The sequence below is a fragment of the Shinella sp. WSD5-1 genome (assembly GCF_963942435.1).
Classification (GTDB): domain Bacteria; phylum Pseudomonadota; class Alphaproteobacteria; order Rhizobiales; family Rhizobiaceae; genus Shinella; species Shinella yambaruensis.
In genome coordinates, this window is the sequence record NZ_OZ012605.1 from 20,120 (window position 1) to 35,825 (window position 15,706).

Here is a 15,706-nt window from a genome sequence, read left to right on the forward strand (position 1 = left end):
GGATTAAAGCGCCGGCAGTCGGGACCGATCAGGCAGGAACATAGGTCAGCTTGATCACGTCCTCACCTATCCGCTCATGGGTCAGAAGGCGGAGCGGCGGCCGGGGTCCGGCGAAATACGGCTTGCCGTGACCAAGCACGACGGGGTGCAGGTAGATTCGATATTCGTCGATCAGGCCGAGTTCGGTAAGGCTTTGCGCCAGGTCCGGGCCGGCAACTTCGATCTCCCCGTCGTGCTCAGCCTTCAACGCGCGGATCGCGTCCTCGAGATCGCCCTGAACAAGGATGGCATTGGGGCCGACAGACACCAACGAGCGCGAGACGACCCATTTCGTCTGGTTCCGCCATGCCGCCGCGAAGGCCTGTTCCTCTGCATCCCATTCGGGATGATCTTCGTCCCAGTAACGCATGATCTCATACATTCGGCGGCCGTATACGCTGCCCGCCTGCCCCCGAGCCTCCTCGATGAAGTGGCGGAAGAGCGTGCGGTCCGGCCCGAACGCCATATGGTCGACATAGCCGTCCAGGGACTGGTTCATTCCGAACACGAGCTTGGCCATATCCGCCTCCGTTTCCTTGAAAAGCCGATCCAAGCTAGTTTGACTGATTTCATATTGCAACTGGTTTTTGGGGCGCGCAAGAATGGGGTTGACCGCTTTCGATGGCAAGGCGACACTTCGATCCGTGGCAAGGCAGGAGGAAAACGATGGACGAGCCAGACCGGTGGCGCCATATGGCAGGTGCGCCGAAGGACGGGAGCCGGATCCTCGTCACAGTCCGCCCCTCCGAACAGGGGCCGGCGGAAGTTGACGTCGCCTACTGGTCGAATGGCGATCAGTTCGGCGCGGAAGGCTGGCGCGCGTCGGATTCCTCCCCCGGCCGCATCATTGAATATGCCGAGCCGGAGCTGAAGTGCTGGATGCCTATGCCCTCGGCCAATCTCAGCCGTGCCTCTGTGCCCTCCCCCTGGGAAGGCGACGACGCCCAGCAGCTTGACGGGTCGGGGATTTAACGACCCCGCTCCGCCGTATGGCAAAGCTCCATTGGAAGGGACATACCCCGTCATCACTTCCGGCGATTCATCAGACCGGTGCGGCCCGCCGGAAGCGGATGGTCCAGCGTGAGGCCCGGGCAGGCCGGCGTGAAAAACGGTGCTTATTCCCTTACGGCGAGCGCTTCGAGCGCGCTTTCATGGAGCGCCCGGTCGCCGGCCGCGATGACGCAGCCCCGCCAGCCGAGATCGAGCGGGCCGCCCTGCCAGTCGGTGACGACGCCGCCGGCGCCTTCGATGATCGCGGTGGGGGCAAAGAGGTCATAGGCGTCGAACCCGGCATCGACGGCAAGGTCCGTGCGGCCGCGGGCAAGGCAGGCATAGCTGTAGCAGCTGCCGCCGTACTGGGTGAACTGCACGGCTCCATCGAGACGCGCGAAAGGTGCGCGGTCGGCTTCGGGAATGAAACGGGGATTCGATGAGGTCATGTAGGCGTCGGCGAGGGCCGTGCCTTTGCGGCAGCGGATCGGCTTGCCGTTATGCCACGCGCCTTGCCCGGAAATGCCGGTGAGGCGCTCGGCCGTGGCCGGGAGATCGATGACGCCGAGCAGGGGCTTGCCGCCGCGCGCCAGCGAGATCAGCGTGCCATAGACAGGAATGCCGGCGACCCAGGCCGCCGTGCCGTCGATCGGGTCGAGCACCCAGACGAATTCGGCGTCGAGCCGCTCGCTGCCATACTCCTCCCCCATGATGCCGTGATCGGGAAAGGCCGCGCGAATCTGTTCGCGCAGACGTGCTTCCACGGCCCGGTCGGTTGCGGTGACGAAGCTCGCATCCTGCTTGAGATCGACGCGGGGCGCTTCTTCGGCCGCCGCCAGAAGCAGGGCGCGGGAGCTGTCGGCGATCGCCTGGGCAAAGGTGAGGAAGGTTTCGGTATGATCGGTCATGGCGCTTCTCAATGGGCGAGGATCTGGCCGAGGAAGGTGCGGGCACGCTCGGATTTCGGGGCTGCGAAGAATTCGGCGGGGGTGGAGACCTCGACGATCTCGCCCTGGTCCATGAAGACGATGCGGTCGGCGACCGAGCGGGCAAAACCCATCTCGTGCGTCACGCAGACCATCGTCATGCCCTCGCGGGCGAGGTCGGTCATCACGTCGAGCACTTCGGAGATCATCTCCGGATCGAGCGCGGAGGTGGGTTCGTCGAAGAGCATCACCTCCGGGTTCATGCACAGCGCCCGGGCGATGGCGACGCGCTGCTGCTGGCCGCCCGAAAGCTGGGAGGGATATTTGTTCGCCTGGTCGGGGATGCGCACGCGGGTGAGGTATTTCATGGCGATCGCCTCGGCCTCCCCCGTCGCCATCTTGCGCACCAGCCGCGGCGCGAGCGTCAGGTTCTCCAGCACGGTCATGTGCGGGAAAAGGTTGAAGCTCTGGAACACCATGCCGACCTCGCGGCGGACGAGATCGATCTTCTTCTCGTCGTCGGTCAGCTCTTCTCCACCCACGACGATGCGGCCGCTGTCATGCTCTTCCAGCCGATTGATGCAGCGGATCATAGTGGACTTACCGGAGCCCGAGGGGCCGCAGACCACGACCTTCTCGCCCTTGGCGATCGTGAGATCGACATCCTTCAGCGCGTGATAGGTGCCATAGAACTTGTTCATCTTTTCGAGGACAATGATATCGGCCATCAGGTCTTTCTCACATGGCGGTTCGCGTAGGTCTCGACCAGCGTGAAGCCGGTCTGGATGATCCAGACGAGCACGAGGTAGATGATCGTCGCGGCGATGAAGATCTCGTATGGGGCGAAGGTGTCGGCCACGATGGTGCGGGCGACGCCCGTCATTTCCATCAGTGTGACGGTGGAGGCGAGCGCGGTGGACTTCAGCATCGAGACGATCTCGTTGCTGTAGGCCGGAAGCGCCAGCCTGACGGCGAGGGGGGCAGTGATGCGGCTCGTGCGCTGGAACTTGCTGAGGCCGAGCGCCTTGCCCGCCTCGATGAGGCCCTTGTCGACCCCGAGCACGCCGCCGCGCAGGATTTCCGAGACATAGGCCGCCGTGTTGAGCGACAGCGCGATGACCGAGCACCAGTAGGGCTCGCGCAGGAGCGGCCAGAGCACGCTCTGCCTGATGAAGCCGAACTGCGGCAGGCCGTGATAGATGACGAAGAGCTGCACGAGCAGCGGCGTGCCGCGGAAGAAGTAGATATAGGCCTTGGCCGGCCAGACCAGCCAGGCCCGGCGCGACAGCCGCATCAGCAGGATGCCGACGGCCAGGATCAGCCCGAACAGGGTCGAGACGGCGAGCAGGTTGAGCGTCAGCCCGAGGCCTTGCAGGATCTTCGGAAGACTGACGGCGATAAGCGAGAGGTCGAAGCTCATCGGGCACCTCTCAGGTGACGATTGGCACGCTGCTCCAGCCAGCCGACGGCAAAGGTGATCACCGTCGTCATCGCGAGGTAGATCAGGGCGACGGTCATGTAGAGCAGGAAGGGACGGTGGATGAGCGAGTTCGCCATCTTGGCGACGAAAAGGATTTCTTCCAGCCCGATGATGGAGACGAGCGCCGTATCCTTCATGATGGAGAGCATGTGATTGCCGAAGTTCGGCAAGGCAAGCCGCCACATCTGCGGCAGGCGCACATAGCGGAAGATCTGGTGGCGCTTGAGGCTGAGCGCCCGCGCGGCCTCGATCTGCCCGCGGTCGACGCCGAGGAAGGCGCCGCGGAAGGTCTCGGTCATATAGGCCCCGACGATCAGGCCGATCGCGATGGAGCCGGCCCAGAACGGCGGAAGATCGATGAATTTCACCGAGGGATCGAAGGCCTGCACGATCGAGGTGAGCGTGATGGCCATGCCGAAATAGAAGAGCAGCAGCACCAGGAGCTCGGGCGCGCCGCGGAACACCACCGTATAGGCCTGGGCGATCGCACGCAGGATGCGGCTTTTGGAAAGCTTGGCCGAGGCGCCGAGCAGCCCGCAGGCGACGGCAATCACCAGGGCCACGAAAAAGACCTGCAACACCGTCATCAGGCCGAAGAAGAAGTCGTCCCACCAGCCGTCGAGAACCGACATGCTATACCTCCGTAATCTTCATGCGAGATCGGACGCCGCGCCTGGCGCGACGCCCGGAGGTCATGCTTACTGGCCGACACCCTTCCAGTTCGACGGATGGATGGAGAAGGGGAAGTATTTCAGGCTGTACTTTTCGAGAGAGCCGTCCTTGATCATCTCGTCCAGCGCCTTGTCGATCTTGACGAGCAGCTCGTCATTGCCCTTGCGCAGGCCGACGCCGACGCCCGGGCCGAAATACTCGACCTCGTCGATCGGCGGCGAGACGAATTCGAAGCCGGCGCCGTTCTCCTTGCTGAGGAAGTCGAGATAGGCCTTCATCGGGTTGGTGATGGCGATGTCGATGCGGCCGTTCTGCAGGTCGAGCAGCATCGGCTGGGCGCCATCATAAAGGGAGATCTCGGCGCCCGGCAGCTTGGCTTCCACCCATTTCGCATAGGTCGAGGCGCGCTCCACACCGAAGCGCAAGCCGTTGAAGGCATCCGGGATCGGCTTGCCGGCCTCGTCGAACAGCTTGAGGCCCGCTTCCTTCGAACCGAGGATGCGGCCGACTGAAACGCGGTAGGGGATCGAGAAGTCGATCTTCTGCTTGCGTTCCTCGGTGATCGACATGGAGGCGACGATGAGGTCGAACTTGTTGGCAAGCAGCGACGGGATCATGCCGTCCCATTCCTGGCAGACATAGTCGAGATCGACACCGATGCGCTCGGCGATGCCCTTGGCGACGTCAACGTCGTAGCCGGCCATCTCGCCCTCGGGCGTGCGGTAGTTGAAGGGCGCGTAGGTGCATTCCATGCCGACGCGCAGCGTTTCGGCTTGGGCAGGCATGGCAACCGCCAGGCCGACGATTGCGGCAGACAACAGACCGGTCATGAATTTCATGGCATTCCCCTTCTTTGTTAGGTCAGTCCTTGCGACGGTCCTCACTCCGCCGATGGGGAACGATGCGCCGGGCGGAAGGGCGAGGAAATCCACCTAGGGGATGATGGCCGTCATCACCCTCGGGGAGGATGGAATGTGACGCGCGGTTGATCTAGCCCTGTCACATGCAGGCCAGAGGAGAGCCCCATGAAATATGTCCGCATGCCCATCGAGCTGGAATCGCCCGAACAGCTCGGCTACGACACGATCCGCTACAACCTCTCGGAAAGCTCCGTCGCCGACCGGCGCCTCGGCGAGCTGAAACTGAAGCTGGACGACATTCTCCTGTGCTATGGCGATCACCGCGGCGCGCCGGACCTGCGCGGCCTGATCGCCGGCACGGGGGAAGGCCTTGCGGCCGACGACGTGCTCGTGACTGCCGGCGCAGCGGGCGCGCTCTTCATCATCGCGACCTCGATGATCGAGGCAGGCGACCACATCGTCGTGGTGCGCCCGAACTATGCGACGAACCTCGAAACGCCACGCACCATCGGCGCGGACATGAGCATCGTCGACCTCACCTTCGAGGCCGGCTATCGCCTCGACCTCGAGGCGATCGAGGCGGCGATCCGGCCCGAGACCAGATATGTCTCCGTCACCTATCCGCACAATCCGACCGGCGTGATGATCTCCGAGGACGAGATGAGGGCGCTGGTGGCGCTGGTCGAGCGCAAGGGCACGCGCCTCCTCTTCGACGAGACCTATCGCGAGATGACCTCGGGGCCGATGCTGCCGGTTGCCGCAAGCCTGTCGGACCGGGTGATCAGTGTCTCCTCGCTCTCCAAGACCTACGGCATTCCCGGCATCCGCATCGGCTGGCTGATCACGCGCGATGCCGACCTCATGGAAACCTTCCTCGCCGCACGCGAGCAGATCGGCATTTCCGGCAGCACGGTGGATGAATACATCGCCTATGTCGCGCTCAGCCAGCGTGACGAATGGCTCGCCTACAACAATGCCCGCATCGCCAGCGCCTTTGCCATCGTCAAGGACTGGATTGCCTCAGAACCGCTCGTCGAATGGGTCGAGCCGTCAGGCGGCTGCGTCTGTTTCCCGCGCATCGTGCCCTCGGCCAATGTCGATCTCGCCGGCTTCCATGAAAGCCTCTACAGCCGCCACCAGGCCTATGTCGGCCGCGGCAGCTGGTTCGAGCAGGACGACCGGCATTTCCGCATCGGCTATGTCTGGCCCACCGAGGACGAGCTGCACAAGGGCCTCGCCGCCATCTCCGCCGCGATCCGCGACAGCCTGAAGGGTTGAAAGAAAAAGGCGGGGGGCGTGCCCATTCGCCCCGCCTCAAAGATTGAGGCTGCGCAGAAACGTCGAAAACAGTTCCTGCTGCGTGGACAGATTGAGCTTCGCGTAAAGCTTCTGGCGGTGGGTCTTCACCGTCGCGATCGAAATGCCCAGATGATAGCTGATCGACTCGCTGGAATGGCCTTTCAGGATGAGGAGGGCCACTTCCCGTTCCCGCGGGCTTAGGAGATCGCGGCCGAAATCGCTGAAGAGGTGATCGATCGGACGCGCCTGCGGTGCGTTCTCGTTGCGTGAAAGATGTGTCCAGAGCCGCCGGAAGATTGCGGCGATCATCGGATGCGCCTCGCGCAGCCGGGCGATGGACGCCGCGTCGAAGCCGCCCTCGCTGCGGATGCGCGACAGGCTGATCTCCGCCATGTCCCCGTTCGGCAGCTCTATGGCTATCAGCAGTTCCTCCATGCCCTCAGGCCAGCCGTGCGTACGGTAGCCCAGTTCCTCGTCCTCGTGGCGACGGATGTCGAGACCGCGATAGAGATCCGAACCGAGATAATCGTCGGGCGCGAGATCGCGCATCAGGTAAACCCCGGCGGGAAGGCCCGCGAGATAGGCATTGTAGAAGGGATTGAGCAGATAGGTGCCGGCGATGAAGAGCTGCACCGCGCGCTTGGCCCGCGGCCCCGAGAACGTGTCGAAGACATAGCTCGGGCCACCGTTCTTGCGGTGCACGACCGACAGGGCCAGATGGAACCGGGCGACCGAACCGATCGCCGCCAGAAGCGCCGGCACGCTATCGGGCTGGTCGTAGCGATCGAGCGCATGCGCAAAGGGCGCGATCCAACTGGCGGCGGCGGTTTCTGTCATGGGGCCATCTGCAAGATTCCCAAGGAAAACGATTACTTATACGCCTTACGACACCCCGGCTTAAGCGACAAGCTTGTCGATTGCCGCAAGCGTGCGCTCGATCTCCTCGACGGAGTTGTAATGGGCGATGCCGATGCGGACCACCCCTTCCTCCTCGGAAAGGCCGAGATGGCGCGCCGGCTCCAGCGCGTAATTGTGCCCGGACCAGACATTGACGTCCTCGGCGGCCAGGGCATCGGCGAAGCGATGGGTGGAGACGCGCTCATGCGTGAAGGAGATCGTCGGCACGCGATGGGCAAAGAGATTGGGGTTGGTGATGCCGATCAGCCGGATGCCCGGCAGCGCCGTCAGGCCGCCGATCAGCCGCCGCGTGAGGCCTGCTTCATAGGCATCGAAGGCCTGGTAGGCGTCCGCCATCTTCTCGCGCCGCGTGCCCGTGCTGCCGGTCGCCTCCCCGGCCGAGGCGAGATAGTCGATCGTCGCCGTCAGGCCTGCCAGAAGCTCGGTCTGCGGCGTGCCGGTGCAGAAGCGATCCGGAATGTCGTCGCTCTGGCAGCGCACGCGGTGCGGCGGCAGCGCCCGCAGCAGGTCGCCGCGTCCCCACAGCACGCCGAGATGCGGGCCGAAGAACTTGTAGGACGAGCAGACGAGGAAATCGCAGCCGGTCGCCTGCACGTCCGGCAGGCGATGCGGCGCAAGCTGCACCGCGTCGATCCAGACGAGCGCACCCGTCGCCCGCGCCATCGCCGTCAGCGCGGCGACGTCGTTGATGCTGCCGGTCATGTTGGAGGCATAGTTGAGCGCGAGGAACCTCGTGCGCGACGTGAGAAGAGCAGCAAGGTCTTCAGGCTCGATGCGCCAGCTTTCCGTGTTGAACGGCAGCCACTTGACCACCAGGCCGTATTCCTCGGCCATGGAAAGCCAGGGCGAGACGTTGCCCTCGTGGTCCATGCGGGTGACGATGATCTCGTCGCCCGGCGAGAAGGTCTTGCCGATGACCCGGCCCATCTGGAAGGCCAGCGTCGTCATGTTCGGGCCGATCACCATCTCCTGCCAGGAAGCGGCGTTGACGAACTCCGCCGCCGCCTCGTGCGCCGCGCGCCAGACGGCATCCGCCCGCTGGGAGGCGGCGAACCGTCCGCCGAGATTGGCCGACGCCGTCGCCATCGCATCCGCCACGGCCGCGATGACCGTTCTTGGAACAAGCGTTCCCGCCGGGTTGTCGAGATAGGCGGTGCGGGAATTCTCCAGAGCGGGGAAGGAGGCGCGGATCAGGTCGATCGGATAGGCAGTCATGGGCGGCACCCTTTGCAGAACGCTGTTATCGCCCCTGTGTGCCGCTTTCCGCCATGCCTCGCCATCCTCCTAGGAGATGAGGCCCCCCTCCGCCTTGCGCATGACAAGCCCGGAAGCTCAAGCGGCCGGCCCTGTCGACGAACGCTCGACCAGATGACAGGCAAGCTCCAGCCGGCGCGGCGGGAACGGCAGGCCGCCGAGGCTGTCGCGCAGGAGATCGAGCGCCGCCGAGCCGATTTCGCGCATGGGAATATGCATGGTCGTCAGCGGCGGATTGAGGAAGGCGGCCTGCGGCAGGTCGTCCATGCCCATGACGGAGACGTCCTTCGGCACGCCATAGCCCGCCTGCTGCACGCCCATCATGGCGCCGACGGCAAGGCTGTCGCCGGCGGCGAGCACCGCGGTGAAATCCAGCCCGCGCGCCCGGATGCGCGAGACGATGGCCTGCGTCGCCAGCTCCGGCAGCCAGTCGTCGACCGGCACGACGAGATCGGGATCGGCGGGAAGGCCGTGATGAAGCAGCGCATCGCGCCAACCCTCGTAGCGCCGCTCGATGGTGCGGCGGCCGGGCCGCATGAAGAAGAGGATGCGTTCGTGGCCAAGACCGATCAGGTGATCGGCGGCAAGCCGCGCGCTCGACCGGTTGCACGGCGTCACGCTCGAAAGCCGCATGAAGGGATCGTCGCCATTGAGCAGCACGACGGGCTTTTCGAAGCCGCGCGTTGCCGCCAGCAGCGCCTCGTCGTCGACGGTGAGGAAGAGCAGGCCGAGGATCTCCGGATCATCCTTCGCCTCCTTGAGCAGCGACAGCTCCTCGCTCTTGTCGGCGATCGGTCGCGTGATGATCTCGAGGCCGAGCGCCTGCGCCCGTTCTTTCAGCCCGTCCAGCACGTAGAGCGTGAACTGGTTGCGCACATAGTCGATCATCGCGGCGCTGGAAGCGGCAAGGATGACCTTCTGTCCGGCAACGGCCGTCGGCACGACATAATTCGCCGTCTTCGCCGCTTCCAGCACTTGCCGGCGGATTTCCGGCCGCACGCCCTTCTCCCCCGCCAAAGCCCGCGAAACGGTGCTGAGCGAGACGCCGCAGCGCGCGGCAATATCCTCCAGCCGAACCTTCTTGCTCTTCTTTCCGCGTTTTCCGGGCAGGGGTTTGACAGTCATCGGCCACCTCTCTCGCACCAGTCATGAGAAAAATTTTCAGATTGCGCAAGAAAAATCACCATGCATTATCCACCCTAAATCGTCCATCGGTGACCGCAGGGAGGAGCGCCATGGGCCTGACCGGCCATGACATCAGCACCGGACTCGATCGCCTTGTCGCCGGCATGACCGGCCTCAGGCACAGCGGCCGTTTTCATGAACCGAACCTCGACGGCACGGCCGGTGACTACATCAGTTTCGACAGCTGGGAATGGCCCCAGGGCGTCGGCCTCTATGGTCTCGTGCGGCTCTGGCTGCTGACGGGCCGCGAAGACCTGCGCACGCTGGTGGAGGACTGGTATTCCACCCAGATCGCCGCCGGCCTGCCAGGGCTCAACGTCAACACGACCGCGCCCATGCTCGGGCTCTCCCTGCTCTGGGCGAAGACACGCGATCCTCGCTGGCAACCCGTGCTCGACGCCTGGGCGAACCGCGTCCTGTCGGACATGGGCCGCACGCCGGAAGGCGGCTTCGAGCACCACGTCTCGGACAAGATCAACGACCACGAATTGTGGGACGACACGCTCTATATGGTCGCGCTGTTCCTGGCCTCTTACGGGCAGGCCAGCGGCCGGCGCGAGCTTGTCGACGAAGCCTCACGCCAGTTCCTCGTGCATGCGCGCTACCTTGCCGACCCCCAGACCGGCCTCTGGTTCCACGGCTGGACCTTCGACGGCCGGCACAATTTCGCGCGTGCCCGCTGGGCGCGCGGCAATGCCTGGATCACCGCCGGCGTGCTCGACCTTTTCGACCTCGCCGAACTCGACCGCCCGGTGCGGCAATTCCTCGAGGGCGTGCTGGTCGCGCAGGTCGATGCCCTTCTCGCCCTCCAGACGCCGTCCGGCGCCTGGCGCACGCTGCTGGACGACGCCTCCTCCTACGAGGAAATCTCGGCAACCGCCGGCATCGGCTACGGCCTGCTCAAGGGCTATCGCCTCGGCCTCGGAACGCCGGCCTGGCGCGCGGCGGGCATGAAGGCGCTCGAAGCGGTGATGCGCAATATCGATGAAAGCGGCACGGTGCTGAACGTCTCCTACGGCACGCGCATGGGCCACGATCTCCAGTTTTACAAGGACATCCCGATCCAGCCGACCGGCTACGGCCAGGCATTGGCGATCCTCTGCCTTGCCGAGGCGCTGGAACATGTCGACAGAGAAGGACAGGCAGCATGACGATGAAGGTACTCTACGGCGCGGCGCCGGATGACGTGAAGGGCTACGACACGCAGCGCCTGCGCGACGCGTTCCTGATGACGGACCTCTTTGCCGCCGACCGGGTCAACTTCACCTATACCCATGTCGATCGTCTCATCCTTGGCGGCGCGATGCCGGTCAGATCGAGCCTCACCTTCGGCTCCGGCGAGGATATCGGCACGGCTCACCTGCTGTCCGCCCGCGAAATGGGCATCGCAAACCTCGGCGGCACGGGCACGATCGAGGTGGACGGCCAGCGCTTCACGCTGGAGAACCGCGACGTGCTCTATGTCGGCCGGGGTGCGAAAGAGATCACCGCCTCCAGCCTTTCGGCGGACGCACCGGCCCGCTTCTACATGAACTCCGTGCCTGCCGGCGCCGGTTTCCCACACCGGCTGATCACCCGCAAGGAAGCCAAGGCCCTCGATCTCGGCGATATGCGCCGCGCCAACAAGCGCCGGCTCGCGATGTACATCCATCCGGAGGTCTCGCCCTCCTGCCTGCTCCTCATGGGCATCACCGACCTTGCCGAGGGCAGCGTCTGGAACACCATGCCGCCCCACCTGCACGAGCGCCGCATGGAGGCCTACTGCTACTTCGGCCTCGCCCCGGAAGACCGCGTGCTGCATGTGATGGGCCGGCCCGAGGAAACCCGCCATCTCGTCGTCGCCAATGGCGATGCGGTGCTCTCGCCCGCCTGGTCGGTCCACATGGGCGCGGGGACCGGCCCCTATGCCTTCGTCTGGGGCATGACCGGCGAGAACCAGGAATACAACGACGTTTCTCCCGTACCCGTGGCTGACCTGAAATGACCGATACGACCTTCCATATGAAGAAGCCTCTCGCGGCGGGCGACGCCATCCGCTACTGGCAGCTCGGCATGACAGCCGGGGAGCGCTTCGACGTGCCGGACCAGCCGATGAAGGGCGAGATGGATCCCTTCTTCTTCCTGACGAAGCACAAGAACTTCATTCCGCACGAATATCCCTGCCGCACCATCTTCGCCGAGCGTTATCGCAATGCGCGGCCGGATGTGCGCGGCACGTTCCATGCCGCGCGCTGGTGGCTGCCCTTCGGCTCGCCACGGCTCGATCTTTCCGGCTTCTGGTTCCGCCCGACACGCCTTGCCACCTGGGCGCGGACCTTCATCGGGGCGGCTGCCGCCGGCACGGCAAGGGTGCGCCTCGGGACCTGCGGCGGCGCAGTGCTCCTCCTCAACGGCGCGGAAGCCGGCTGGATGGCGCCCTACAGCCGCAATCTCGAAGCCAAGGCCGAGTTCGACCTGCCGCTGAAGGCCGGCCTCAACGAGATCACCCTGTTCTTCGACGATCTCGCCGAGCGCGATGCCCGCTATTTCATCCAGCTCGACTACCTCTCCGGCCCGGAGGCAGCCGTCGCCGTGCCGGTACCCTGCCCCGGCGAAGCGGCAGATGCGGTGGAAGCCGCCCTCGACGGCATGCATTTCGACCGGCCGGCCTATTTCGACGGCGACATGACGCTGATCTTCGCCGCACCGCTGCCGATGGACGTCAAGGTCGACGTCGCGGTCGAGGGCGATTTCATGTCCACCGAGCGCTTCGACTACGGCTTCACGCTGCGGGCCGGTGAAACCCGCCTGCTCGTAGGCTCCTCAAGCGCCCTGCCCGCCGATTTCCGGCATTTCCGCGTGACGCTCGACGCGGACGGCTTCGTCGCGGCCCGCTCGATCGGCGTGGAGATCTGCCATGCGAAGCGCCAGGGCGAGGCGCCTGCCTCGCTTGCCGCCCGCATCACGGAAACCCTCGATGAAATCTCGGAATTTTCCGAGCGGGATACGGTACGCGCCTTCGCGCGGCTCGCGAGCGGACGCGGCGGGGTGGATACCGATACGATGATCGAGGAGATCCTGCCCTCCATCGAGGATTGCCACGACTGCGCCGACTTCTCGCTGGTGCCGCTCATCTGGTCGCGTATCGCCTGGGGTGGCGATATCGGCGAAGCGACCCGCAAACGCATCGACGCCGCCATCCTCGGCTTCCGCTACTGGATGGACGAGCCGGGCAATGACGTGCAGTGGTACTTCTCCGAAAACCACGCGCTGCTCTTCCACACGTCGGCCTATCTCGCCGGCGACCTGCATGCCGAAGCGACCTTCGTTCGCTCCGGCCGCAAGGGGGCCGAGCAGCGGGCCGTCGGCGCAGCCCGGGTGCGTGCCTGGCTCGACCATTTCGAGGCCTGGGAGATGGCGGAGTTCAACTCCGCCCCCTATTTCCCGATCGATCTCAAGGGCCTGACGGCGCTTGCCGCCCTCGCCCCCGATGCCGACATTGCCGAGCGCGCCAGGAAGGGCATCGTCCGGCTCTGCGAGATCATCGCACGCTCGGCCCATCACGGCATGGTCACCGCCGCGCAGGGGCGTTCCTACGAGCATACGCTCTGCGCCGGCCGCTCGCTGGAGCTCTCCGCCGTCGCGCGCCTGCTCTGGCGCCGCGGCTGGTATGGACGGCGCGTCCATGCGCTGCCGCAGCTCGCCGTCTGCCTGCGCGACCACGGCCTCGTCGTGCCCGAGGAGTTCTCCGCGATCGCCAACCATCAGGCCGAAGCGCACCAGGAATGGTGCTTCTCGCAGGGCGAGAACCGCTTCGCCGCGCTCTATCACTACAAGGGACGCGCCTTCGCCATGGGCTCGGCCGCGCACTACCGCTGGAACGAATGGGGTTACCAGGAAACGGTATTGCACCTGCGCCTCGGCAAACGCCCGGAAGCGGCCGTCTGGATCAACCATCCCGGCGAGACGATCCAGTTCGGCTACGGCCGTCCGTCCTATTGGGGCGGCTGCGGCGCCGTTCCCCGCACCCACCAGTATCGCGGGCTTGCCGTGCTGGATTTCACCACGGTCGACGAACAGGCCGACTTCAGCCACGCCTGGTTCCCGGTCGCCGAGTTCGACGAGAGCCGCATTGCCGGCAACATCGCGCTTGCCCGCAGCGGCGCCGGTGCTCTGTTCCTCAAGGGCAGCGCACCCTTCGAGAGCGTCAAGGAAGGGCCTTCGGCCAATGTGGAGCTGCGCCAGCGCGGCCGCAAGACAAGGTGGATCATACGCGTCTGCGAGGCCTCCGACCTCGCCTCCGTCGAAGGATGGTTCTCCGCCCTTGCGGTACACGAGGACGCCGACGGCACGTTCGTCATCGATGATCCCCAGTATGGCGCCGTACGGTTCCGCGCGGACGGTTCCACGGAGGCGGAAGGCCGCACCATCGTGCCCGGGACATTCCCCGTCGCCGGCACGACGACAATGCTATCGGCAGCATAGCCGGCATGCCCGCCTGCATGAGGCAGGCGGTTTGGAACATGGCGGGCGGGAGGCCCGTCTCTAGGAGGAGAACGACCATGACGAAGACCAAGACCATTCTGGCGGCGCTCGCCGCAGGGCTTCTGGCATCCACGTCGGCGCTGGCCGGCGACGTGCGCATCATGTGGTATTCCGACGGCGTCGAAGGCGAGGTCCTGAAGGATCTCGTCGACCGTTTCATGAAGGAGAATCCGGGGATCAACGTCATTCTCGACAACGTCTCATACAGCGTCGTGCGCGAGCAGCTCCCGGTGCAGCTCGAAGCCGGCGACGGCCCCGACATCGCCCGCGTCACCAACCTCAAGGCGCAGAGCCAGCACTGGCTGGACTTGCGCCCGCTCGTCGCGGACGCCGCCTACTGGGACGAGAATTTCGGTGCGCAGGCAGACTGGATGCGCCCTGACGGCTCCAACCAGATTTCCGGCTTCATGACGCAGATCACGCTCGCCGGCGGCTTTGCCAACAAGACGCTGTTCGAGCAGGCAGGCGTTGCCATTCCCGGCAAGGATGCCACCTGGGACGACTGGGCAAAGGCCGCAAAAGCGGTCGCCGAGAACCAGCAGGTGCCCTTTGCCATGGCGCTCGACCGCTCCGGCCACCGCCTGACCGGCCCGGTCCTTTCCTATGGCGCGAACTATATCGGCGCCGACGGCAAGCCGGCTCCCCTCGACCAGGGCACCAAGGACTTCCTGAAGAAATTCATCGGCTGGATCGAGGACGGCACGATGAGCAAGGACGTCTGGGTCTCCGCGGCCGGTTCCACCTACCGCGCGGCCGCCGACGACTTCATCAACGGCCAGCTCGTCTACTACTATTCCGGCTCCTGGCAGGTGCCGAACTTCTCCACGAAGATCGGCTCGAACTTCGATTGGGTGGCGACGGGCAGCCCCTGCGGACCTGTCAACTGCACCGGCATGCCGGGCGGCGCGGGCCTGGTGGCCATCAAATACACCAAGAACCCGACGGAAGTGGCCAAGGTCATGGACTACCTCGCCCGCGAGGACATCGTGAAGGAATTCTCCGAGCGCACGCTGTTCCTGCCCGCGCACAAGGGACTGCTCGCCAAGGGTCTCGACTTCAAGACTGACGACGCGCAGGCCAAGGAGGCACTCAATGCCTTCGTCGCCGCCACGGGCTCGCTCTCCGATCTCGCGCAGAAGCTGCCGGGCTGGTTCTGGTCCGATACGTTCTACGGCGCCATGGTCACGCGCATCAGCCAGGCGGCGGCCGGCGAAATGCCGGTGGAGGAAGCCTTCACCCGCATCGACGCGGATATCGCCGCCAAGGTGAAGGATTCCGGCCTCTAGGGCAAAAGCGTTAGAGCCTTTTCGCGATTCGAGGAAATGCGGGAATGCTTGGGGACCGGAACGGAGCGCCGCCGGCAGGACAGGCGCGGATACGCGATGCCGGCGGCATGGGCCGCCATCTGCGGCGGGGCGCCTCCCCCGCCGCTCGCCGCAGATGGCGCCTGGCCTTACCACCGCCGGGCGATCTCGCCGGCATGGGAGGGACAGAATGAGAACGCACAATTCCGGCAAATCCAGCCTGGGCGCGCTTGTCATAGCGCCGATACATTTCCT

15 protein-coding genes are annotated in these 15,706 nt (G+C 65.1%); 6 read left to right on the top strand and 9 right to left on the bottom strand.

The window, feature by feature from the left end; translation table 11 throughout:
• Positions 1-28: 28 nt before the first annotated feature.
• Positions 29-559, bottom strand: a complete 531-nt coding sequence (locus AABQ55_RS35585; protein WP_272809487.1) for a dihydrofolate reductase family protein — start codon at positions 557-559, stop codon at positions 29-31.
• A gap of 146 nt (positions 560-705) precedes the next feature.
• Between AABQ55_RS35585 and AABQ55_RS35590 the strand changes: the two genes are divergently transcribed.
• On the top strand, positions 706-1,011 hold the full coding sequence (locus tag AABQ55_RS35590; protein WP_244770491.1) for a hypothetical protein: 306 nt from the start codon (positions 706-708) through the stop codon (positions 1,009-1,011).
• A 143-nt stretch (positions 1,012-1,154) separates the two neighbouring features.
• Here AABQ55_RS35590 and AABQ55_RS35595 read toward each other — a convergent pair whose 3' ends face one another.
• From AABQ55_RS35595 to AABQ55_RS35615, 5 genes are all read right to left on the bottom strand, one after another.
• Positions 1,155-1,937, bottom strand: a complete 783-nt coding sequence (locus AABQ55_RS35595) for an inositol monophosphatase family protein (RefSeq protein WP_272809486.1) — start codon at positions 1,935-1,937, stop codon at positions 1,155-1,157.
• A gap of 8 nt (positions 1,938-1,945) precedes the next feature.
• On the bottom strand, positions 1,946-2,683 hold the full coding sequence (locus AABQ55_RS35600) for an amino acid ABC transporter ATP-binding protein (RefSeq protein ID WP_272809485.1): 738 nt from the start codon (positions 2,681-2,683) through the stop codon (positions 1,946-1,948).
• Positions 2,683-3,375, bottom strand: a complete 693-nt coding sequence (locus AABQ55_RS35605) for an ABC transporter permease (protein WP_133035080.1) — start codon at positions 3,373-3,375, stop codon at positions 2,683-2,685. The genes AABQ55_RS35600 and AABQ55_RS35605 overlap by 1 nt, the downstream gene beginning before the upstream one ends.
• The gene (locus AABQ55_RS35610; RefSeq protein ID WP_244770488.1) at positions 3,372-4,067 is read right to left on the bottom strand and encodes an ABC transporter permease; all 696 of its coding nucleotides are present in this window, start codon (positions 4,065-4,067) and stop codon (positions 3,372-3,374) included. Before AABQ55_RS35610 ends, AABQ55_RS35605 begins: the two co-directional genes overlap by 4 nt.
• 66 nt (positions 4,068-4,133) lie before the next feature.
• Positions 4,134-4,946 (bottom strand): transporter substrate-binding domain-containing protein, encoded by an 813-nt coding sequence (locus tag AABQ55_RS35615; RefSeq protein ID WP_272809484.1) that lies wholly within the window; start codon positions 4,944-4,946, stop codon positions 4,134-4,136.
• Between the two features lie 186 nt (positions 4,947-5,132).
• On the opposite strand from AABQ55_RS35615, the gene AABQ55_RS35620 reads away from it, so the two are divergent.
• The gene (locus tag AABQ55_RS35620) at positions 5,133-6,245 is read left to right on the top strand and encodes an aminotransferase class I/II-fold pyridoxal phosphate-dependent enzyme (protein ID WP_272809483.1); all 1,113 of its coding nucleotides are present in this window, start codon (positions 5,133-5,135) and stop codon (positions 6,243-6,245) included.
• 36 nt (positions 6,246-6,281) lie between these two features.
• On the opposite strand, the gene AABQ55_RS35625 is transcribed toward AABQ55_RS35620, so the two are convergent.
• From AABQ55_RS35625 to AABQ55_RS35635, 3 genes are all read right to left on the bottom strand, one after another.
• Positions 6,282-7,103, bottom strand: a complete 822-nt coding sequence (locus AABQ55_RS35625; protein WP_244770485.1) for a helix-turn-helix transcriptional regulator — start codon at positions 7,101-7,103, stop codon at positions 6,282-6,284.
• Positions 7,104-7,163: 60 nt separating this feature from the next.
• On the bottom strand, positions 7,164-8,399 hold the full coding sequence (locus AABQ55_RS35630) for a cysteine desulfurase-like protein (protein ID WP_272809482.1): 1,236 nt from the start codon (positions 8,397-8,399) through the stop codon (positions 7,164-7,166).
• 117 nt (positions 8,400-8,516) lie between these two features.
• The gene (locus AABQ55_RS35635; protein WP_272809481.1) at positions 8,517-9,563 is read right to left on the bottom strand and encodes a LacI family DNA-binding transcriptional regulator; all 1,047 of its coding nucleotides are present in this window, start codon (positions 9,561-9,563) and stop codon (positions 8,517-8,519) included.
• A 110-nt stretch (positions 9,564-9,673) separates the two neighbouring features.
• Here AABQ55_RS35635 and bglB point away from each other — a divergent pair, with 110 nt between their 5' ends.
• The 4 genes from bglB to AABQ55_RS35655 all read left to right on the top strand — a co-directional run bounded on the left by bglB (position 9,674) and on the right by AABQ55_RS35655 (position 15,433).
• Entirely contained in the window at positions 9,674-10,774 is a 1,101-nt protein-coding gene (gene bglB, locus AABQ55_RS35640) for a beta-galactosidase BglB (RefSeq protein WP_272809480.1), read from the top strand.
• Entirely contained in the window at positions 10,771-11,607 is an 837-nt protein-coding gene (gene kduI / locus AABQ55_RS35645) for a 5-dehydro-4-deoxy-D-glucuronate isomerase (RefSeq protein WP_272809479.1), read from the top strand. The genes bglB and kduI overlap by 4 nt, the downstream gene beginning before the upstream one ends.
• The gene (locus tag AABQ55_RS35650) at positions 11,604-14,087 is read left to right on the top strand and encodes a hypothetical protein (protein ID WP_272809478.1); all 2,484 of its coding nucleotides are present in this window, start codon (positions 11,604-11,606) and stop codon (positions 14,085-14,087) included. The genes kduI and AABQ55_RS35650 overlap by 4 nt, the downstream gene beginning before the upstream one ends.
• 77 nt (positions 14,088-14,164) lie before the next feature.
• Positions 14,165-15,433, top strand: a complete 1,269-nt coding sequence (locus tag AABQ55_RS35655) for an ABC transporter substrate-binding protein (protein ID WP_272809477.1) — start codon at positions 14,165-14,167, stop codon at positions 15,431-15,433.
• Positions 15,434-15,706: the final 273 nt, after the last annotated feature.